The sequence below is a fragment of the Robbsia betulipollinis genome (genome assembly GCF_026624755.1).
GTDB lineage: Bacteria > Pseudomonadota > Gammaproteobacteria > Burkholderiales > Burkholderiaceae > Robbsia > Robbsia betulipollinis.
In genome coordinates this window covers 676,412-694,270 of the sequence record NZ_JAPMXC010000010.1, presented here as the reverse complement: position 1 = coordinate 694,270, position 17,859 = coordinate 676,412, and the positions used below count along the sequence as shown (strand labels likewise).

General features: G+C 57.9%; 24 protein-coding genes and 1 pseudogene. 18 read left to right on the top strand and 7 right to left on the bottom strand.

The window, feature by feature from the left end; translation table 11 throughout:
• Positions 1-113: 113 nt before the first annotated feature.
• From OVY01_RS20880 to OVY01_RS20845, 8 genes are all read left to right on the top strand, one after another.
• Positions 114-1,028, top strand: coding sequence for an XRE family transcriptional regulator (locus OVY01_RS20880; RefSeq protein WP_267849497.1), 915 nt, complete (start codon positions 114-116; stop codon positions 1,026-1,028).
• Between the two features lie 47 nt (positions 1,029-1,075).
• Positions 1,076-1,783, top strand: a complete 708-nt coding sequence (locus tag OVY01_RS20875; protein WP_267849496.1) for a hypothetical protein — start codon at positions 1,076-1,078, stop codon at positions 1,781-1,783.
• A gap of 265 nt (positions 1,784-2,048) precedes the next feature.
• A complete protein-coding gene (locus tag OVY01_RS20870; RefSeq protein ID WP_267849495.1) occupies positions 2,049-2,531 on the top strand; it encodes a hypothetical protein in 483 nt (160 codons plus the stop codon).
• Positions 2,473-3,030: a helix-turn-helix domain-containing protein gene (locus OVY01_RS20865; protein WP_267849494.1), complete on the top strand. Its 558-nt coding sequence runs from the start codon at positions 2,473-2,475 to the stop codon at positions 3,028-3,030. The genes OVY01_RS20870 and OVY01_RS20865 overlap by 59 nt, the downstream gene beginning before the upstream one ends.
• Positions 3,014-3,376: a hypothetical protein gene (locus OVY01_RS20860; RefSeq protein ID WP_267849493.1), complete on the top strand. Its 363-nt coding sequence runs from the start codon at positions 3,014-3,016 to the stop codon at positions 3,374-3,376. Before OVY01_RS20865 ends, OVY01_RS20860 begins: the two co-directional genes overlap by 17 nt.
• Before the next feature lie 666 nt (positions 3,377-4,042).
• Positions 4,043-4,243 carry a hypothetical protein gene (locus OVY01_RS20855; protein ID WP_267849492.1) on the top strand — a complete coding sequence of 67 codons (201 nt, stop codon included), beginning with the start codon at positions 4,043-4,045 and terminating at the stop codon, positions 4,241-4,243.
• Positions 4,244-4,395: 152 nt separating this feature from the next.
• Positions 4,396-4,668 carry a hypothetical protein gene (locus OVY01_RS20850; RefSeq protein WP_267849491.1) on the top strand — a complete coding sequence of 91 codons (273 nt, stop codon included), beginning with the start codon at positions 4,396-4,398 and terminating at the stop codon, positions 4,666-4,668.
• Between the two features lies 1 nt (position 4,669).
• A complete protein-coding gene (locus OVY01_RS20845; RefSeq protein ID WP_267849490.1) occupies positions 4,670-4,819 on the top strand; it encodes a hypothetical protein in 150 nt (49 codons plus the stop codon).
• On the opposite strand, the gene OVY01_RS20840 is transcribed toward OVY01_RS20845, so the two are convergent.
• Positions 4,804-4,974, bottom strand: a complete 171-nt coding sequence (locus tag OVY01_RS20840; protein WP_267849489.1) for a hypothetical protein — start codon at positions 4,972-4,974, stop codon at positions 4,804-4,806. The two genes, OVY01_RS20845 and OVY01_RS20840, sit on opposite strands and share 16 nt — an antisense overlap.
• Here OVY01_RS20840 and OVY01_RS20835 point away from each other — a divergent pair.
• Genes OVY01_RS20835 through OVY01_RS20815 form a run of 5 tightly spaced genes read left to right on the top strand, consistent with a single transcriptional unit; the run spans position 4,973 to position 8,514 of the window.
• A complete protein-coding gene (locus tag OVY01_RS20835; protein WP_267849488.1) occupies positions 4,973-5,839 on the top strand; it encodes a helix-turn-helix transcriptional regulator in 867 nt (288 codons plus the stop codon). The genes OVY01_RS20840 and OVY01_RS20835 overlap by 2 nt on opposite strands.
• The gene (locus OVY01_RS20830) at positions 5,836-6,147 is read left to right on the top strand and encodes a hypothetical protein (protein WP_267849487.1); all 312 of its coding nucleotides are present in this window, start codon (positions 5,836-5,838) and stop codon (positions 6,145-6,147) included. The genes OVY01_RS20835 and OVY01_RS20830 overlap by 4 nt, the downstream gene beginning before the upstream one ends.
• Positions 6,144-6,404 (top strand): hypothetical protein, encoded by a 261-nt coding sequence (locus tag OVY01_RS20825; protein WP_267849486.1) that lies wholly within the window; start codon positions 6,144-6,146, stop codon positions 6,402-6,404. The genes OVY01_RS20830 and OVY01_RS20825 overlap by 4 nt, the downstream gene beginning before the upstream one ends.
• The gene (locus OVY01_RS20820; protein WP_267849485.1) at positions 6,401-6,700 is read left to right on the top strand and encodes a hypothetical protein; all 300 of its coding nucleotides are present in this window, start codon (positions 6,401-6,403) and stop codon (positions 6,698-6,700) included. The genes OVY01_RS20825 and OVY01_RS20820 overlap by 4 nt, the downstream gene beginning before the upstream one ends.
• Positions 6,697-8,514: a DNA cytosine methyltransferase gene (locus OVY01_RS20815; protein WP_267849484.1), complete on the top strand. Its 1,818-nt coding sequence runs from the start codon at positions 6,697-6,699 to the stop codon at positions 8,512-8,514. The genes OVY01_RS20820 and OVY01_RS20815 overlap by 4 nt, the downstream gene beginning before the upstream one ends.
• Before the next feature lie 35 nt (positions 8,515-8,549).
• Here OVY01_RS20815 and OVY01_RS20810 read toward each other — a convergent pair whose 3' ends face one another.
• Together OVY01_RS20810 and OVY01_RS20805 are read right to left on the bottom strand one after the other, a co-directional pair.
• A complete protein-coding gene (locus OVY01_RS20810) occupies positions 8,550-9,113 on the bottom strand; it encodes a hypothetical protein (protein WP_267849483.1) in 564 nt (187 codons plus the stop codon).
• A gap of 121 nt (positions 9,114-9,234) precedes the next feature.
• Entirely contained in the window at positions 9,235-9,477 is a 243-nt protein-coding gene (locus OVY01_RS20805) for a hypothetical protein (RefSeq protein ID WP_267849482.1), read from the bottom strand.
• A gap of 29 nt (positions 9,478-9,506) precedes the next feature.
• On the opposite strand from OVY01_RS20805, the pseudogene OVY01_RS23370 reads away from it, so the two are divergent.
• Positions 9,507-10,166 (top strand): annotated as a pseudogene (locus OVY01_RS23370) (hypothetical protein).
• Between the two features lie 364 nt (positions 10,167-10,530).
• On the opposite strand, the gene OVY01_RS20795 reads toward OVY01_RS23370, so the two are convergent.
• Positions 10,531-11,223, bottom strand: a complete 693-nt coding sequence (locus tag OVY01_RS20795; RefSeq protein WP_267849480.1) for a hypothetical protein — start codon at positions 11,221-11,223, stop codon at positions 10,531-10,533.
• 325 nt (positions 11,224-11,548) lie between these two features.
• Between OVY01_RS20795 and OVY01_RS20790 the strand changes: the two genes are divergently transcribed.
• The 4 genes from OVY01_RS20790 (at position 11,549) to OVY01_RS20775 (ending at position 14,971) form a co-directional block, all read left to right on the top strand.
• The gene (locus tag OVY01_RS20790) at positions 11,549-11,761 is read left to right on the top strand and encodes an excisionase (protein ID WP_267849479.1); all 213 of its coding nucleotides are present in this window, start codon (positions 11,549-11,551) and stop codon (positions 11,759-11,761) included.
• Positions 11,751-12,860: a tyrosine-type recombinase/integrase gene (locus OVY01_RS20785; RefSeq protein ID WP_267849478.1), complete on the top strand. Its 1,110-nt coding sequence runs from the start codon at positions 11,751-11,753 to the stop codon at positions 12,858-12,860. Before OVY01_RS20790 ends, OVY01_RS20785 begins: the two co-directional genes overlap by 11 nt.
• A gap of 82 nt (positions 12,861-12,942) precedes the next feature.
• On the top strand, positions 12,943-13,356 hold the full coding sequence (locus OVY01_RS20780; RefSeq protein WP_267849477.1) for a LuxR C-terminal-related transcriptional regulator: 414 nt from the start codon (positions 12,943-12,945) through the stop codon (positions 13,354-13,356).
• Between the two features lie 196 nt (positions 13,357-13,552).
• Entirely contained in the window at positions 13,553-14,971 is a 1,419-nt protein-coding gene (locus tag OVY01_RS20775; RefSeq protein ID WP_267849476.1) for an inorganic phosphate transporter, read from the top strand.
• A gap of 10 nt (positions 14,972-14,981) precedes the next feature.
• Here the strand turns inward: OVY01_RS20775 and OVY01_RS20770 are convergent, their stop codons facing one another.
• The 3 genes from OVY01_RS20770 to OVY01_RS20760 form a co-directional block, all read right to left on the bottom strand.
• Positions 14,982-15,524: a GAF domain-containing protein gene (locus OVY01_RS20770; protein ID WP_267849554.1), complete on the bottom strand. Its 543-nt coding sequence runs from the start codon at positions 15,522-15,524 to the stop codon at positions 14,982-14,984.
• Positions 15,525-15,639: 115 nt separating this feature from the next.
• Positions 15,640-16,479, bottom strand: coding sequence for a GntR family transcriptional regulator (locus tag OVY01_RS20765; protein ID WP_267849475.1), 840 nt, complete (start codon positions 16,477-16,479; stop codon positions 15,640-15,642).
• Positions 16,480-16,562: 83 nt separating this feature from the next.
• Positions 16,563-17,858 (bottom strand): MFS transporter, encoded by a 1,296-nt coding sequence (locus tag OVY01_RS20760; protein ID WP_267849474.1) that lies wholly within the window; start codon positions 17,856-17,858, stop codon positions 16,563-16,565.
• Position 17,859 lies beyond the last annotated feature (1 nt).

Below are 17,859 nucleotides of genomic sequence, written 5' to 3'. Positions count from 1 at the left end.
GATCAGCCGCGCCAGCCGCTTGTCGCCGTGGACCTTCATCTGCGACCACATGCAGCGGAATAGACGCAAGCCCGGGTGTCTCATGAGATAGCCCGCTTCCGGCACCGCTTTTTGTGGAGCGCTTCGAGCCGATCACCGATCGACTTCGACGGGCGCTGACCACGCTTTCCTGTGGACAAAGCCGAAATAAGCGACTGCGAGCAGTCGGCAAGCTTCGCCAGCGCCTGTTGGGTAAGCCCGGTGGCGAGAAGATCGGTGACGGTTTTTTGCGTGTCCATGGAAGTGATAATCACATACGTGTTCATAACAGTCAACACCAATGTGATGGCAAAACCTATTACGATCGTGATATGAGAGAACTAGCGCAACGCCTTGTGTGGGCGAGAGAAAAGGCCGAACTATCGCAAGCGGGTCTTGCTAAATTGGTCAAAATTTCGCAATCTAATATCGGCAATCTAGAATCCGGCGCTAGAAAGTCGAGCCGGAAGATTGTCGAGATTGCGAAGGCACTGGGAGTGAGCCCTGATTGGCTTGCCAATGGGACCGGCAATCCGGGCGAAAAAGCCCAGATAACGGCTCGTGAGTCAGACCCAGTGCCGCCAGGTTATGTGAGATTACGCATGCTGGACGCGACACCCTTTATGGGTAGCGCCGGCACGCCTATAGACTTTCCCGAAGTGATTCAATACGTCGATTTATTGCGTGATTATCTGATTGTCGAACTGGGATCGAATCCGGAAAGCTTGGATCTCCTCCCTGCGCGAGGCGACAGCATGTCTGGAACGATCGAGCACGGCGACATTGTCTTTGTGGACAGGACGGTCCGATGCTTCGAGGGTGACGGCGTCTATGTGATCGTCTGGCAGGACGGCTTGATGATTAAGCGTTTGCAGGGGCGTGCACACGGGGGCATACGCATCAAGAGCGACAACAAAAACTATGATCCCATTGACATTGAGCAAGCCGAAACGTCCGATCTCACGGTTTGCGGGCGGGTCACCGGATCGTGGACAGTGCGGCGCATTTAAACCATGCGCGAGGAAACGCACCAGCAACGTCCAACATGGGGACAAGAGTGCAAGAAGAAAAATCTGAAGAATCATCCAGGGAAATGCAGTCTCTCGCCTTGTACCAAGGGCTAGTAGCCGAAATAAAAGCGAAGATCACGCCATTCTTCTTCGAGCATGTGCCGCAAGGATTGTCCGAGACTGAGGCTATGGCGTGGATGGCAAAGCATTACTCACCCTATCTTGAGTCAATGTATGCCATCAACGACTCCTGCGACGCGGTAACGCATAAGCTGCTGGAGATATGGACCGGGCAAAAGTCTGAGCCACCTCAAAAGATAGCCCCTTTGATGATGGAAATTTCGCCGGCAGTCACTCACCCAACCCCATCATTCGATGAGCCAAGCCTGGATGCAGAAGCCAGGGGCTTAGTTGAAGATAGTTGGCGCACATTCCTGACCCTGGCGGCGAAAGGACAGAAAAATGCAGCAGCCGACGCAATCGGCGGATTCGAACCGAAGATGGTCGATTACTCGGTAAGGATGGGCGGTGCAAAGTCCAAACGGTTTTTGGAGTTGATCGAGATCCACCGGGCCAAGCTGGCAGATGAATACGCCCGCTCGCCGGAAACGCTTAAGCGCAGTCTTGGGCTGGCTGGAGGCGCGAAGTCGCGAGCAGTTGCGCCACAGGGGAAGTACGGCGACCTGGAAAAACTCGCTGTGCGGACCGCTGTGCGGGCTGGGGTCTGGCGGACGATCTGGTCAATTTTCAGATAAGCGCCAGCTCTAAAGGCTTACCGTGCGTCGGGCTGCGTTGAACTCTAAAGGAGCTGTAAAAAATATTTGCTCCAGCAAGTCATTCCAAAATTTCGATGTGTTGCTGTTCGAGGCGTGTCGAAGCGACTATAGGCAGTCACGTCCAACCAATTCGCTGTGACCATGGGGCTAAGCGTGGGAGCTTCCTTCCTGCGACGTTGTGCCCCAGCAACTTGGCTCGACGCAAAAAACGCTAGCAACGCTCATCACAAATAAGTGATAATAAATGACACTCAAAATTTGGCGACTGCATGACCACCAGAGCCCAACAGGTCGAAGAGACGTCAGGAGCTACTACGACCGACAGCCCGGGAACGTTCAGGCAGCCTTCGATTTTCACTGGGAGGCTCTAGAGGTCAGATTGAAAGAAAGGTGGGTACGCGATGCAGCAGCAAAGTTGACTCCTGAGAAAAAAAATGGTTTTCGCGACTTCTACGAATTTCGTTTCTTCGAAGGTCAACTGCAGCAGCGCCCTATCGGGTTTTTCGGGCCTGTGCCAGGAGTCTTTACCTTGCTTATATGGGCGACGGAAAAAGGTAACCAGTTCATCCCGGTTGAAGCGCTTGCTACTTGCGAGAAGCGAATGAATTCCATACTTTCGGGCGCTTCACAGTCGGTTCCCTGGGATGAGAACGAAGAAAATGATGCACATGACCCCGAAAAAATTATCCAAATTCCGCCAGCGTGGGTATCGAAACGGCTACGTTAAAGCCAGCGTTGAACAGGGAATGGCATTTCAACTTCGCGCATTGCGGTCCGCCAGGGGGCTGACGCAGAAGGAAGTTGCTACTGGCGCTGGTTTGGGCAGTCAATCTGCAGTGGCACGCCTTGAAGACCCCAGCTATGGAAGGATGTCTATCCCTACTCTTCTCAAGTTAGGCGCGTATTACGACGTTGCACTATCGGTGCAATTTGTCGCTTACAGCGAGTTTTTCCGTAACAAACAGAACATGTCCGAAGAGGCAATGCAAGTGCGTTCCTTCGAAGAAGAGGATTCCCAGAATACGCTTAAAAAGAACGTTCATTCAATTGCGCACTTTTCCGTAAATTCTTCACTACGGACAAACACGTTCAACTACACCCCCCAAGTGATTGACCTACAAGAAACCCAAGCGTCAGTTTGGGTGGTTGCAGGCACGAAAGCATCTCAATCAAGTATTTCAAATAGTAAAAATTTAAAGGACGTTGAAAATGCCACGGAAAATTGAAAATCTTGGGGGGAAAAACATAGACCTTACTATTCCAGACTCTCTGCGAGAGGTCTATGTTGATGGGATTTCACAACTCCAAGTTGGCATACCTGTCACCAAAATCATGTTTCACTCGATGACGACATTATCCGAAGGCAATGACGTTCCCGAACAAAGAACCGCAAACCTTTCAGTCGTCATTCCAACGCAGGCACTATTTGAGCTCGTTGCGAATATGGCAACTACAACCGATCAAATTGTGATGCACGGCATTGAAACTGCTATTTCGAGCTATCGAGAGAACATGCTGGAACAAGCAGTGAGGTTACGCGAGCTAACAAAATCAAAAGAAAATAGTGATTAGCAACTGCCGACTGATCAGTTACCAGCTGTAGCACTTTCAAAGTATAAAAGCCCTGCTCCTGAGCGGGGCTTTTTCTTTCTCTGCCCCTACAAATAATTTGTTGCCTGGGCACAACTAGATCTCCGCTTGCATCTTTGCTTCTTCCCCAATCCAAAATTTCCCTGCGCCAAAAAATCACATTTGTGTTTGACACATTAAAACACATACGTGATAATTTGTTCATGCCAGCGACGCATGGCACGCCGGCCCCGCCGGGACGTTCTTTCACAATCCAGCAAGCGATGCAGCACATAGGGCGCAACCCGGTCCCCCTCAAGACCTCCGGCTATCGATCTGCGCCTGCCCTCGGGAGTGAGGGAGAGAACGCACTTCGATTGATCACCGATCCACGGTGCCGCGAGCCTCGCCAGAGGGTGTAGCGCGGGCCGGTGGATCAAGTATTTCCCAATGCATTCCCGTGAGTGAATCGGTAAGTACTACTTAGTTTATTGCCCTGTTCAGGGCGTCACCGAGATAACTGATGCACGAACTGGAGTCCGACGTGGAAATCACCGTCCCGCAAGCGCTTGTCGCTGTCGGCACCGCCCTGCTCATGACAGGCGCAGCGGTCCTGATGTTCGTTTTTATCTGACCAGCCCCGCTTCTGCGGGCATCACCGAGAAAATCATGAACATGGCAACTATGGCGCGCGCCGAAGCCGCCGTTTCCGCAGAGGAAGTCCGTTATGACCAATGGCTTTCGCGTCTGGCAGTACTCGCCGGTATGACGATTGTGCAGTTGGACCGAGATACCGATGCGCTGGAAATCTTCGATGCCGGATACACCCCGGCCGAAGCTGCGACAGAAATCGCCGCCCAACTTGCCTGACAACCGTTGTTCATGCCTCGCGCGCCGGGGCATTGGCAACCGCTGTTTCTCCTGGAGCCTGAAATGTGGATGGCGATCACCTCTTTCTTCTTCCTCATGCCCAGCGTTCTCGCTGTGGTGTGGGGCGTGCAATCGACCCGCGAGCTTGAATCGTGGACCGAGTGAAGCGCGCGGCTCGCGGCATCATCCCCGCCGCCCCTCGCAAACCGGCCCGGCGCAACACCGGCAAGGTATTCGCCCAGCTACTGCCCGGCGACGAATTCCACGACGCCACCGGCGCGATTTACGTCAAACGCAACGAGCTCACAGCACACCACGATGGCCGGCCCGACGCCGTCGTGTCGTTCAAGCGGCTGGACCGAGTCTTCACCAATCCGGCATGGCGAGCTGCGCGCCGCGCGGCCGGCAACTCCGAGGAAAAGTGACATGTCGAATTTTCGCGTGACCGTGCGCACCGCCGCCGGCGTCTACCGTGGCCGCGGTGCTTGCGTGAGTCAGCAGGCCGCGCTCGCCGCCGCCCACAACCGATTCGGGCTCGCTGCCCTGGCGATCGTCGTCGTTCAGGTGCGCAATTGACTACGGCCGGCTTCCTCTTGCGCCTGGCCATCGCCGGCGGCGCCGTCATTCTCCTCCTCGCCCTGCAAACCACCCTCGACGAGGCAGAACACGCCCGCGCGCCGTGCGCGGCTCACCGCTGCGCCTGAGCGCCAGCGCTTCACTGGATCTGACATGACCACCAACGAATACAGCAGCGTGCTGGACGAGGCGTCGCGCACGATCGGCTCCCTCCTTTGGCAACTGTGGCATCACCAGGGCTATAACAGCCCGATCGGCCAACCCATCCGGAAAGTACTAAACATCGCCCGGGACGCCGCCATGACAGACGAGCAGGTGGCAGCAGCGAAGCGGTACGGGGAAACGTTGCTCAGTCGCATGCCTACCGCAGCAACCCCACCAGCGCCCGTAGAAGCGCGGCCAGATTCAATCTGGGCAATGATGAGCGGCCCGATGTCGGGCACGCTACATAAAACGACCGATGACGAGAAAGTCGCTGACGGATGGAAGGCAGTGGGTATAGACGTCACCGAGTACGTACCGCGCGCCAGCATAGCGCCCGTGGAAGCAGTGCAGGCGCCAGCCGGGCTGACCAATGAGCACGTGCGCCTGTCGCTATTGCAAGGGGGCCTGATCGTCGGCGAGCACAACACAAATTTGGTCGCTGATGCATTGCGCAAATTGCTCTGCGCCCCCGCCGTTGCTGATTCCGGGGGCAAGTACGCGATGCATGTGGGCAATTCTCAGCAAACAGATGCTTGTGCTGTCCCTGAAAAGAGCGAGTCACGCAGTAAATCCAAAGTGAAGCCAGCCGTCATTCACTCCCTGGCTACGTTCGACCAGATGCCTGACTCGGCATACATCGATGTCCATGTCGTCGCAGGCCTATTCGACGTCGCCCTACAAACTATCTGGCGACGCGCTCGCATCGGCGTGCTACCGAAGCCGCGCAAGTTTGGCGGCTCGACCCGTTGGAACGTAGGCGAGCTGCGTGCTGTTCTTTCAGGGAATCCCGGCCCGGATAAGGAAAAGAAAAAATGAGCGACGACAAGGCAATTCGGGATGTGGTTACCCGGGGCGTTCGGGTAATGGCCGCAGTCGATACTTACCATGATCGCCCCAACGCCCGCAATCGAGCGGCGCTTCGCAGCATCCTCATCGACGAATTCCAGGAGCTGCTTGATGCCGCCCGCCCCGCCGCTCAGGCGAACGATGTGGAAGACGCAGCGCGGTATCGAGCAATGGTCGAAAACGAAGACGTCGCATTGGCGTTTGATCACCACTGGGGATTGGCAAAAAATCTCCTTGATGGTGCGGTCGATGCCGCCCGCCAGGAACCGAAGACATGAAGCAATCCGCGAGATACCGCGACTGCCTTCGAGAAACGGCAAAGGTGATCCCGTTCGTTCTCATCGATGCAGATCTGTACCGAGAAATCGCGCGGACCGCTGGCGAAGCGGGCTACCAAGTCCTGACTTTCCTCGCTCGCCTTATCGTCCTGCTGACTTACCCGATCAGCATTTTTGTCATCGCATTCGCCCTGAGAAAGTCGCGGCAGGCACAGAACGCCTCGCATGACAAATTAGACAGGGAGTGGATGTCGTGACCAACCACATTGCAAACGCCCGCGCGCGGCTCGCCAGCGGTGCCGAGCCCTCCGATCAACTGGACGAGCTGCGCGCCCTCCTCGCCGCCCTGGACATCGCCCAGGCATCCTCCGATCAGTACCGCAGCGACCGTGATGTGCTCCGCAGCGAGGTCAACTCACTCGCCGCCGAAAACAAGCTGCTCCGCGGCGACCTGGCGATGCTCAAGCGCCCGCGGGGCGCCGCGGTCCCCGTCGTCAGCGACGTCGATTTCCACCTCGCCGCTACCAAGGCGCCAGCAGGAGATACCCCATGAAACGTGATTTCTTCTCGATGCCGCTCGACCTCGGGTCCGAGTTGATCATTGACAACTTCGCCGGCGGCGGCGGCGCCAGCACCGGACTGGAGCGCGCCTTTGGCCGACCGGTCGACATCGCGATCAACCACGACGCCGAGGCGATCGCCATGCACACCGTGAACCACCCGCACACGGCCCACTATTGCGAAAGCGTGTTCGACGTCAATCCGGTCGAGATCACCGGTAACCAGCCGGCCGCGCTCGTCTGGCTGTCGCCGGACTGCAAGCACTTCAGCAAGGCCAAAGGCGGAAAACCGGTGTCGAAGAAGATCCGCGGTCTTGCCTGGATCGCGCTGCGCTGGGCGGCCACCGTCAAGCCGCGCGTCGTCATGCTGGAGAACGTCGAGGAATTCGTGACCTGGGGCCCGCTGGGCGCCGATGGCAAGCCGGACCCGGCGCAACGCGGCCGCACGTTCCGCTCGTTCGTCAATGCGCTGCGGCGCCAGGGCTATGTGGTCGAGCACCGCGAGCTGCGCGCGTGCGACTTCGGTGCGCCGACGATCCGCAAGCGCTTCTTTCTCGTCGCGCGCCGCGATCACCTGCCGATCGTCTGGCCGGTTCCGACGCACGGCAATCCAAAATCCGAAGCGGTAAAGGCTGGCAAGCTGCTGCCCTGGCGCACCGCTGCGGAATGCATCGACTGGTCGATCCCCTGCCCGTCGATTTTCGAGCGCAAGCGGGAACTGAAGCCGGCTACCCTCCGGCGGATCGCCAAGGGCATCATGAAATTCGTGGTGGACGCGGCGGATCCGTTTGTCGTGCCCACCGCCGACGGCGGGGTTGCGCCAGCAATCATGCACATCACCCACCAGGGTGACGACAGAACGCGCGCAGCGGGCGTGCCGCTGGCAACGATCACCACAGCGAACCGTGGCGAGCAGGCTCTGATCTCGGCACACATCACCAAGATGCGCACCGGCAGCGTCGGCAGCGACCTGGGCGAACCGGTGCACACAGTCACCGCCGGTGGCGAACAAGCACGGCCTGGCACCGGCAATGCGATGGGGCTCGTCTCCGCGACGCTGATCCAGACCGGATACGGCGAGCGCCCCGGGCAGGCGCCCCGTGCGCCAGGCTTGGACAAGCCGCTCGGCACCGCGGTCGCGGGCGGCGTCAAGCATGCGCTGGTCTCCGCATTCCTGGCGAAGCACTACGGGGGAGTCGTCGGCACCGGTGTTGAGGTGCCCACAGGAACGGTCACCACCTCCGACCATCACTCTCTGGTCACCGCCCAACTGGTCGGTTGCGGCGGCCGCGCAGGCCAATCCCGGCCGCGCGACGCCGCCGAGCCGCTCGCTACAGTCACCAGCAAGGCCGACACGGCGATCGCTGTTTCACACCTGCTCAAGCTGCGGAACAACCAGTTCGGGCAGGACGCGCGCGACCCCGCGTCGACGCTGACGGCAGGCGGTGGTCACCTGGGCGAAGTCCGAGCCTTCCTGATGAAGTACTACGGCGAAGGTGGCCAGCACCAGGACTGCCACGACCCGATGCACACCATCCCGACGCGCGATCGGCTCGCGCTGGTGACGATCCAAGGCGAGGACTACGCGATTGTCGACATCGGCATGCGCATGCTTACCCCGCGTGAGCTCGCGCGCGCCCAGGGTTTCCCGGACAGCTATGTGCTCGATCCGGTCATCAACGGAAAACCTCTGTCGAAATCGGCGCAGGTCCGGATGATCGGCAACAGCGTCTGCCCCGATGTCGCGACTGCGTTGATCACCGCGAATTTCGCCCACGAGAAACAGATCACAGCAACGGCAGCCTAAATAAAAATGCGTGTGACCGAATCAATCGATCGGTTTCACGTATCGCCAGGTTTGACAGCGGACATTCCTGCGACAGTTCCCGTTGCGCGATTGCATTCAGAAAGTGCTGCCCTGAAATTTTCATATGCAATGCCTAAAAGATTTGACCAATGAGCTCGCCGGTCAAAAGCCAGGTCCTTGTCTTTTGCAGAGAATTCATTCCAGAACCTTTCCATGTCTGCGTTAACCACCGTAAGTACGCTAAGCGCGTGAGCTAGTTTTATCGCGCAATTATTAGGCAAGAATGCCAGCGCCTCCAAGTCTCCACTTGCCACAATGAAACTTGCTTGCGCTAAAAGGGAAAAAATCAATTTATAGGCGGGAACGGGGGCCATTTCGTTATATTCATCCCAGTCGTCTAGCCGGTCTTTTGCCTCACACGTATTTCCAGTAGCCCAATCAAGTGGAGCAAGTATGCTGGAAGCAGCTAGGCGAGCTCTAAGTTTCGCTTTGCGATTGTTTGACCACGATTGGGCCACTCCGAACCACAAAGCAATTATTGCAGCTGCGGCCGTGCTAAGAGCGCTCGTGACATCAACCCAATTTTTCGGATCGGCCATGCTTTATCTCCCAATATTATTTTCTGGCGCTATGGTGCACGCCATTTTATCGATCGGCAATAGAGAAACCACAGCATGAGGAGATCGCATGCGTAACCGTGATTTCGGGCCATAAATTTGACTACTCCTTCGCCGGCGGGTCAACGAAAGTGACGTTGATGTTTAGATCTGGCGGGATTTCTGTGACCGTCAACGATAAATCTGCCACTTCTGACTTTCCCGTTAGAGCATCCATCGACGACGCTTTGTACTTCTGGTGCGCGATCGAAACTTTTACGTCACTACCTGTCAGTTTCTGCAACGCATCCGCTATTGCGGTTTCAATCTGCTCTGTTGAAAACCTACGCAATGGACTCGCGCTCATCAAAACTCCCGGTATTTGAAAATACGAATATGAAAGAAAAGCCTATCCTATTTTCGGGCCCGATGGTCCGCGCCCTCCTCGACGGACGCAAGACGCAAACGCGGCGGGCCGTAAAGCTGCCGCACAACAATCCGCTTGGCGAGTGGGAACCGATAGTGATCGGCGGACCGGACGGCGGACGTACAGCCGCCGGCGAGACGCTTCCGCTTCAAGGTGGGATCTGGCACACACGCACCGGCGACAGCCTGATGTCGCCCTACGGCCAGCCCGGCGACCGGCTATGGGTACGCGAGACGCACGCCATCGTGCCACGAACTGCCTACGCTAGAAGCGATGGCGTGAGCCAAGTGCTCCGCCCAGGGGATGACCATGATGCTGCCATATTTCGCGAAGGCTGGGAAAGATCGAAACCTGGACGTTAGCGTCCCTCGATCCACATGCGCCGCTGGGCGTCGCGGATCCTGCTCGAGGTGACGAGCGTGTGCGTCGAGCGGCTCCAGGGCATCAGCGAGGCGGATGCAGAAGCCGAGGGCGTCAATTTCCTTCGACACGTGCCCGATGCGGACGAGACGCTGACAGCACCGCAGCTTTACCAATGTCTCTGGGACAGCCTCAACGCCGCCCACGGCTATGGATGGGATGTCAATCCCTGGGTGTGGGTCGTCGAATTCCGCCGGGTCACGCCGTGAACGCCGCAGTAGACCTCCAACAGCGCCACGATCTCGCTCGAGCGTCACGGCGTCTAGCAGGCAATCGAATGGACGAAGACGAGCCGTGGCGGGCGTCAGTACGACACGTTCCGATCCAAGGGCGAACATGACGGCTCGCCGCTCTGCACTTCCATTTATGGACTATGCGAATGACGAATTGAATGGCACGACTGCCACAAAATGCAATTCAAACCGAGATAACTAGCGACGTAGAGTTGCATCTTGCCCTATATCACAATCTCATGGAAACATGAGTGAATATGGCATTACAGGGAAATTTCGTCTAAATTTCAGATTATCTATTTCATAATTGCATTTTTAAACATTTGATCTCGGCAACACACTACTCGCAAACAGCACCACCGCCAATGGCCTCCCCCAAATTACGCAACAGTGCATTTAAAGGATCATCAATTTTCTTATATAACTCCCTCAATTGCAAATGAGAATATTCAAGATCCTTATATCTTTCATCTTTCTCCTTACGACTTTCACTAGTATCCGCCGAATCATCATACCTTTTAGCGTCATCGTAACTGTCACTTATTTCGTTAAACAGACTCATTCCATCAAATAGCCTATTGTATCCACTATAGATATAAATAATCTTTCGACGAATATCTTCATCAGAAATAATTCCAATTTTCGAAACCGAACCTTCATAAACCAGAAACGGCTTTGTTGGCACCTTATGAAGTTCCATATCAGAAATATTTTTTGGAATTTTACTTAAAAAATCGGCAAATCGTTCGTCCACTAACTTCCGCAATAAAAACAACTCATCATTAATGATAGTAAGCAAAGACAATTCTTCTTTCTTTACTTTTTCTTTTTCTCGAACTAACTGCTTTTTATTTTGATCATACGACACATATATAGCAACAAAAATTGCGCCAATTGACCCAAATGCTTGAACCCAACTCGCCCAATCAGAACTTTGTTTTGGCATAAACAAAGTGAAAATTTTTACTATAAAAAAAACAGACAAAAAAAACAAAAATATCGGAATATTTTTCAAGTTAAATAAATTTTTCATAATTAAAATCCATTTTATTAAAATTAATGATCTTTTGAAGGAAATATTCTTCCGTCAGTTAGTATTTTATATACAAGGTTTGGCGTCGCTCCTGCCTTTATAGTTCGAACGAATAATTCAGCCATATCTGAATTCCTGAAATCGTACCAAAGACCGCCTACATCCACAGTTCTACCGTAATTCAGGATTTTGTACTCCAGGTACATCTTCTCCCTCCGCAGGCCTCTTTGAAGCACCCCAAACGCGCAAAAACCGATTGTAGCGCAACGCCTCTCGTTAATTTTCAAAATTTCCCGCCAACGTATGGCAAATATGCGAGGTCAATATGACGACGTGTAAGCTCATTCCCATTGCCGAATGGGCAAAAAAATTGATGGGTGATTATTCACCGCATCCCAACACGCTGCGCAACTGGGTGCACGGCGGGAAAATCAGCCCGCAGCCGGTCCGCATGGGTCTGAAATTCTTCGTGCGCGAGGACGCGCGTTACATCGATCCGCAGGCAGAACGCCGCGAAAGGATCCTCAGTGGCCGCTAGACGACGTGACGCCCGGCGCCGCAACTGGCCGGAAAATCTGTACCAGAACACGAGCGGCTACTACTGGTTCCGGCACCCGGTCACTGGCAAGACCTACGGACTCGGCCGGGATTTGAAGGAGGCAAGCCTGCAGGTTAAAAGCGTCAATGCGGAACTCGCGCTGCGCGATGTGAAGCCAACCTTGTTGGCACGCATCCAGACGAAAAACCAGACCGTAAAGGCGTGGGTCGACGAGTACATGGCACCGATCCGGGAAAAGTACGCCGGGCAGCGCTACCTGAAGAACGTCGAGACCGAGATCGGAATCATCGTCGCCGAGATCGGCGAAATGTTCGTTGCCGCGGTCGAGCCATTTGACATCGTCCAACTCGTGAAGAAATCGGCGGAGCGAGGCCCTTCCCTGCCGCCGAAGATCCGGTCGCACGCGATGAGGATCTTCCGCGAGGCGATCAACCACGGCTTGCTGAAGCCCGGACAGAACCCGGTCGACTCCACATTCGCTCCCAAGGCCAAGGTGACGCGGGAGCGGTTGTCTCTCGAAACATTCCTGGCCGTGCGTGCGCAGGCCGCCGCAGTCCCAGAGCTATGCTGGTTTGTCAACGCAATGAATCTCGCGCTGATCTCCGGGCAGCGGGTCGGCGACATCGCGGGCCTGCAGCGATCGCATGTCCGCGAAGGGTTTCTGTGGATCGAGCAGCAGAAGACGTCCGCCAGGCTGAAGATTCCACTCGGTCTACGCATGGCGGCGATCGACATGTCGATTGAGGACGTCGTGCGGCATTGCAATGACAACGTCCTGAGCAAGCACCTCATCCACCTGGTGAAGTCGTACGCCAGCGCGCGAGCCGGCCAGCCGCCGAGCGTCAACACGTTCGCGCACACGTTCAGGAAAATGCTGATCCGGATCGAGTACGCGCCCGAGGCCGGGAAGACGGCAACGGTTTTTCATGAAATTCGGTCGCTGTCGGCTCGGCTTTACACAGAGGTATACGGCAAAGAATTCGCCCAGGCCGTCATGGGCCACAAGACCAGCAGAATGACAGACCTTTATCGCGACTCGCGCGGCTCGGAGTGGGTGATCATCAAAGCGTCCGCGTGAAAATTTTTGATTTATTTTGGACGATTTTTGGACGAAGCCCGCCAAATAAGGCTGTGCGGGCCGGATCATCATCGTCATCACGATGCACGACAACGCCGGCGTATTGGGATCCATCGCGCGTCTGAAGGTCGCGGGTCTGGTCAGCAAATCCGACATCGCCGAGGAACTGATCACCGCCGTGCAGTCCGTCGCCGAGGAAAGGTCCTTTCTGTCGCGGCATATCCGCCAGTCGATCGGCATCGACATGCTGGCCCGGCTGCCCGACAAGACGCGTTTGTCGCCACGCGAAACGGAGGTGCTGCGACTGTTCGCCTCCGGGCTCACCGGCAACCAGATCGCCGCGCAACTGCATCGCAGCAAGAAAACCATCAGCCGGCAAAAGGTCAATGCCTTCCACAAGCTGGGACTGTCGAGCGACGTCGAGTTCTTCGTTTTCCTGCGGGAGATGAAAGGGTGCGACAACTGGCTGGATATGGGCGTGCCGACGCGGGACTGACACGATCTTGTCATGAAACGCGCATAGCATGACCCTGTCTTTCGCCACATGACGACGATCGCCGTGACGTATTACGATCCGGCCGGCCCGGATGCGCGGATCGCGCCATTAGAAGAATTCATGTTGCGCCGTCCCCGCCGCGACTGAAAATTCAATGGCCATCCACGCACCACCCGCGTTCTCCATGGTCCGCCCAATGCTCACGCAATTCGTACCGTCCTCCGGCATCGTCATCGCGATGCTGATCGCATGCTTCGTCATGGTTCTGGCGTTCGAGGCGACGAATGGTTTTCACGATGCATCCAACGCCGTTGCGACGGTCATCTATACGCATTCGTTGAAGCCCGTCCCCGCGGTTATCTGGTCGGGCATATTGAATTTCGTCGGCGTGCTGGTCGGCGGGATCGCCGTCGCGTACGCCATGGTCGAGATTCTTCCTCCCGACGTGCTGACGCCCCCCAACGGGGCGCCCGCGGTCCCCATGCTGGTCTCCATTTTCGCGGTGGCGTTGTTCTGGAACATCCTGACCTGGGCATTCGGCATACCCAACAGCAGTTCCCATTGCATCATCGGCGCGCTGATCGGAGTGGCCGCGGCCGATGCCTTGCTGAAATCCCGGAGCCTCGCCTCCGGGGTGGACTGGCGGCAAATTAAGACGGTTCTCGAAGGGCTGGCCATCTCGCCGGTCCTCGGCTTCGTGCTCGCCGGCGGGCTTTACCATCTTCTCCGGAAGGTGGTTGGAACCGGGCGTATGTTCGAACCTCCCGAGGACGGGCAGCCGCCGGTCTGGTGGCTGCGCGCCTTGCTCATTCTGACCTGCACTTCGGTGAGCTTTTCGCACGGCACCAACGATGGACAGAAAAGCATCGGTCTGATCATGCTGACGATCATTGGCCTGCTGCCCGGCACGTACGCATTGAACCCGGCTGCCGTCGATCAACTGGCGAATCTCGACCGGTACGCAACTGCCGCGATCCCGCTGATCAGACGATATGGAGACGATGTCGCGCCGCAGGCCCTGAAAGCGGCAACGGCCCTCCGGAACGCGAAGTCCGAGCTGGACGCGCAAGCCCACCAGCTCCTCATGAAGAACGCTGCGCCGCGAAGCGCCACCGCGACGCGAGCGCAGTTGCGTGGCTACGTCTACGACGTCGTATCGCAGATGAAGCACGTGGGCGAGAATGAAAAAACGCCCCCGGCGGACCGCAAGCTGGCGGGCGATCTGCGCAAGCAGATGAGCCTGCCGGTCGAATACGCGCCGCTGTGGGTGCGCGTCCTGAGCGCGTTGTGCCTGGGAGCGGGCACGATGATCGGTTACCAGCGCGTCGTACGGACGCTGGGCGAGCGATTGGGAAAACGCCACATGACGCCAGGACAGGGAGCGAGCGCCGAATTGGTCGGCTCCCTTCTCATCGGCAGCGCCGGCTTCACCGGTCTGCCGGTCAGCACGACGCATATCGTCACCTCGGGCATCGCCGGGACCATGGTGGCTGGCGGCCAAGGGGTACAGAAAGCAATGCTGGTCCGCATCGCCTCGACCTGGCTGGTGACGCTCCCGGTGACGATGCTCCTGTCGGGCAGCCTCTTTTATCTACTCGATCACCCGGGCCGGTGATCGGCTTTCCCTAGATTTCCGGCCGGCGCAGAACCGCCCGCGCCGTTCCCGGCGGGTTTTCCCAGACCTCCGAGACGAAGACCGCGCACAGCGCCGCCATGCCCGCGGCGTCGTCCTGACCGAAGCGCCCGAGCGAAGGACTGTCCACATCCCAGACGCCGATCAGCTCGCCGCGGGCGGAAACGAGCGGGACCACGATTTCCGATTCGGACGCGGCGTCGCATGCGATGTGCCCCGGAAAAAGGTGTACGTCGGGAACAAGTTGCGTCTGCCGCGTCAGCGCCGCGGTACCGCACACGCCTTTTCCCAGTGCGATGCGCACGCAGGCGGGTTTGCCCTGGAAAGGGCCTACCACCAGTTCCGTGCCGTCGAAGAAATAGAATCCCGCCCAATTCAGGTCGGGCACGCCGTGATACACCAATGCCGCGAAATTCGCCGCGTTGGCGATCCGGTCGGGTTCGCCCTGCGTCAATGACCGCAACTGCTGGACCAGGGTCTGATAGGTCGCGGTGAGCGCGGCGCCGCGCGGCGGGGGTTGCTGGAAATCCGGCATGACTTGAACGTTGTTCACCAACGCCTGCGTGATGGAAAGCCTACGAGAATACAGGAACTCGCGCGGCGTTTCGCGCCGTTGGATCGCTGCGCGGCCATTCCGGGACGGTCGCCCGCTAGTCGGACGCTTCCATTTCAAACCAGTCCGGATTGCGGTCCGCCACGGGCTGCAATGACGTGAGGATTTCCCTCAGATGCGCCCGCATCGACTTCTCCACGCCATCCGCATCGCGGGCGCGCAATGCGGCGGCGATGCTGGCATGCTGCTCGATCATCAATTCCAGCGGCGAGACATCGGGCAAACTGAGATAGCGAACCCGGTCCATCTGCGCCTTGATGCCTTGAATGGCGTCCCAGGCAGCCACGCAGTCGATCGATTTCGCGATCAGATAATGGAAGCGTTCATCGAGCGTCAGGAACGCGGTCGTGTCGTGCGCCTTCGCGGCCACTTCCTGGCTCCGCAGGTTGTCGTCCAGTTCCGCAAGCTGGACGGGCGTGATGACCTCGGCGGCCTTGCGCGCCACGGCGACCTCGATCGCCTCCCGTATGAAGCGCCCCTCGCGCACCTGCCGCGCGGAGATCTTTTTAACGAAGCTGCCGCGTTGCGGCAATACCTGCAGCACGCCCGCTTCCACCAGTTTGATGAAAGCCTCCCGCACCGGTTGCCGGGAAATACCGCACATCTCCGAGACTTCCTTTTCCGAGAGCGGCGTTCCCGGCGCGAGCGCGCCGGTGAAAATCGCCTGGCGCAACGCGCGGTAGATCTTCCGGCCGATCGGCTCGTAGGCGTCCCCGGAAATCTGCGCGAGCAGGTCCGGCAGCGATGGCTGCCGGCCGTTGCCGCGACGCCGGCTTTCCACGGCAGTCTCCGGGGCCGCGCCGCCGGCGACGGCAACGCTTTGCCGCGGTACTGAACGGGTCCGCGACGTGACGGGTGCGGCGGGTTTGGTCGTCATGGTCGGCTCGAACGTGGCAGCGGCACGAGGGAAGACACCCGCGACGTCCCCCGCCAACTACCATACTAATAGCCCCGAATGTATCACACTGCCTGCACGCCGTTCGCCTGCCCGCCGATGCGAGGCGGGCGGATCCAGATGATCGAGCAGAGCGCGCCCGACACGGCCACCGCGCCGGCGAGCAAAAACGCGCTTTTATAGGATCCGTGCGTGGCCTGGACGATGAAGCCGGTGAGCGCCGGGCCGATCACGCCGGCCAGGTTCGACAACAGATGCACGAAACCGCCCACACCGCCGACGTTCTTCCGCGCGACCGTGTCCTGGATGATGGCCCAGTACACCGCGCCGGTGAGGTAGAGGAAGAAAATCGATACCGCCATCAGGGCGACCGCGCCCGACATGCTCGCCACACGCCCGGCAAAGCCGACGCAGACGGCCGCCACGCCCAGGCTCACGCTGATCACCAGCCGGCGCGCGAGCAGCGGCTTACCCGTCAGGCGCAGCAGCAGGTCCGTCACCACGCCGCCCGAGGCGAGTCCGACGCTGCCCAACAGCCAGGGAATGACCGTGGCGATGCTCATGTCGTGCAACGACATATGATGCGCTTCGGTGAGATAGGTCGGAAACCAGGAAAGAAAGAAGAACAGGACGTAGTTGTACGAGAAGAACGCGAACGCCGTGGCGAGGATCACGGGTTGTTTCAAATAGAAGCCGAGGCCCGGTCCCGCCGTATCGCGGTCCGCGAGGCTCGACGGAGCGCCTTCCTGCCCCTGCTCGATCAGCGCGAGTTCCGCCGGCGTGATGCGCTTGTTTTGCTGGGGATATTCCGTCGTGGAACACATCCACAGGACCGCCCAGGCCAGACCGAACAGCATGATGACGACGAATGCCCAGCGCCAGCCGAAACGCACCGCCATATAGCCCACCACCGGCCCGGCGATCGCGCCGCCGAGCGGCGTGCCCGAGCTGACGATGCCGACCGCCGTGGCCGCTTCGCGACGCGGAAACCAGTTGCTCACCATCTTGTTGTTGGACGAACTGAACGGCCCTTCGCCCATCCCGAACAGGACGCGCAACACGATCAGGGACAGCCAGCTGTTCGCCAACGCCGTGGCGCCGCAAAACAGCGACCAGACGCCCAACGACACGCCGAAGACTTTTTTCGCCCCTATTTTGTCCGACAGCACGCCGCCGACGAAATTGAAAAGCGCGTAACCCAGAAAGAAGCAGCTGAACACCACGCCCATTTGCGCATGGGAAAAATGCAGGTCCTTTTGAATCATGGGTGCCGTGATCGACAGCGCGGCGCGATCGAGGTAATTGATCACGCCGGCGAAAAACAGCAGGCCGACGACGAACCAGCGCTGGCTATGCAACATG

Bases quoted from the DNA above. Each gene is read 5' to 3' on its own strand.
- OVY01_RS20870 (WP_267849495.1), top strand. From the start codon at position 2,049: ATGACACTCAAAATTTGGCGACTGCATGACCACCAGAGCCCAACAGGT.
- OVY01_RS20865 (WP_267849494.1), top strand. From the start codon at position 2,473: ATGACCCCGAAAAAATTATCCAAATTCCGCCAGCGTGGGTATCGAAAC.
- OVY01_RS20860 (WP_267849493.1), top strand. From the start codon at position 3,014: ATGCCACGGAAAATTGAAAATCTTGGGGGGAAAAACATAGACCTTACT.
- OVY01_RS20855 (WP_267849492.1), top strand. From the start codon at position 4,043: ATGAACATGGCAACTATGGCGCGCGCCGAAGCCGCCGTTTCCGCAGAG.
- OVY01_RS20845 (WP_267849490.1), top strand. From the start codon at position 4,670: ATGTCGAATTTTCGCGTGACCGTGCGCACCGCCGCCGGCGTCTACCGT.
- OVY01_RS20835 (WP_267849488.1), top strand. From the start codon at position 4,973: ATGACCACCAACGAATACAGCAGCGTGCTGGACGAGGCGTCGCGCACG.
- OVY01_RS20840 (WP_267849489.1), bottom strand. From the start codon at position 4,974: ATGTCAGATCCAGTGAAGCGCTGGCGCTCAGGCGCAGCGGTGAGCCGC.
- OVY01_RS20830 (WP_267849487.1), top strand. From the start codon at position 5,836: ATGAGCGACGACAAGGCAATTCGGGATGTGGTTACCCGGGGCGTTCGG.
- OVY01_RS20825 (WP_267849486.1), top strand. From the start codon at position 6,144: ATGAAGCAATCCGCGAGATACCGCGACTGCCTTCGAGAAACGGCAAAG.
- OVY01_RS20815 (WP_267849484.1), top strand. From the start codon at position 6,697: ATGAAACGTGATTTCTTCTCGATGCCGCTCGACCTCGGGTCCGAGTTG.
- OVY01_RS20810 (WP_267849483.1), bottom strand. From the start codon at position 9,113: ATGGCCGATCCGAAAAATTGGGTTGATGTCACGAGCGCTCTTAGCACG.
- OVY01_RS20805 (WP_267849482.1), bottom strand. From the start codon at position 9,477: ATGAGCGCGAGTCCATTGCGTAGGTTTTCAACAGAGCAGATTGAAACC.
- OVY01_RS20795 (WP_267849480.1), bottom strand. From the start codon at position 11,223: ATGAAAAATTTATTTAACTTGAAAAATATTCCGATATTTTTGTTTTTT.
- OVY01_RS20790 (WP_267849479.1), top strand. From the start codon at position 11,549: ATGACGACGTGTAAGCTCATTCCCATTGCCGAATGGGCAAAAAAATTG.
- OVY01_RS20780 (WP_267849477.1), top strand. From the start codon at position 12,943: ATGCACGACAACGCCGGCGTATTGGGATCCATCGCGCGTCTGAAGGTC.
- OVY01_RS20775 (WP_267849476.1), top strand. From the start codon at position 13,553: ATGCTCACGCAATTCGTACCGTCCTCCGGCATCGTCATCGCGATGCTG.
- OVY01_RS20770 (WP_267849554.1), bottom strand. From the start codon at position 15,524: ATGCCGGATTTCCAGCAACCCCCGCCGCGCGGCGCCGCGCTCACCGCG.
- OVY01_RS20765 (WP_267849475.1), bottom strand. From the start codon at position 16,479: ATGACGACCAAACCCGCCGCACCCGTCACGTCGCGGACCCGTTCAGTA.
- OVY01_RS20760 (WP_267849474.1), bottom strand. From the start codon at position 17,858: ATGTTGCATAGCCAGCGCTGGTTCGTCGTCGGCCTGCTGTTTTTCGCC.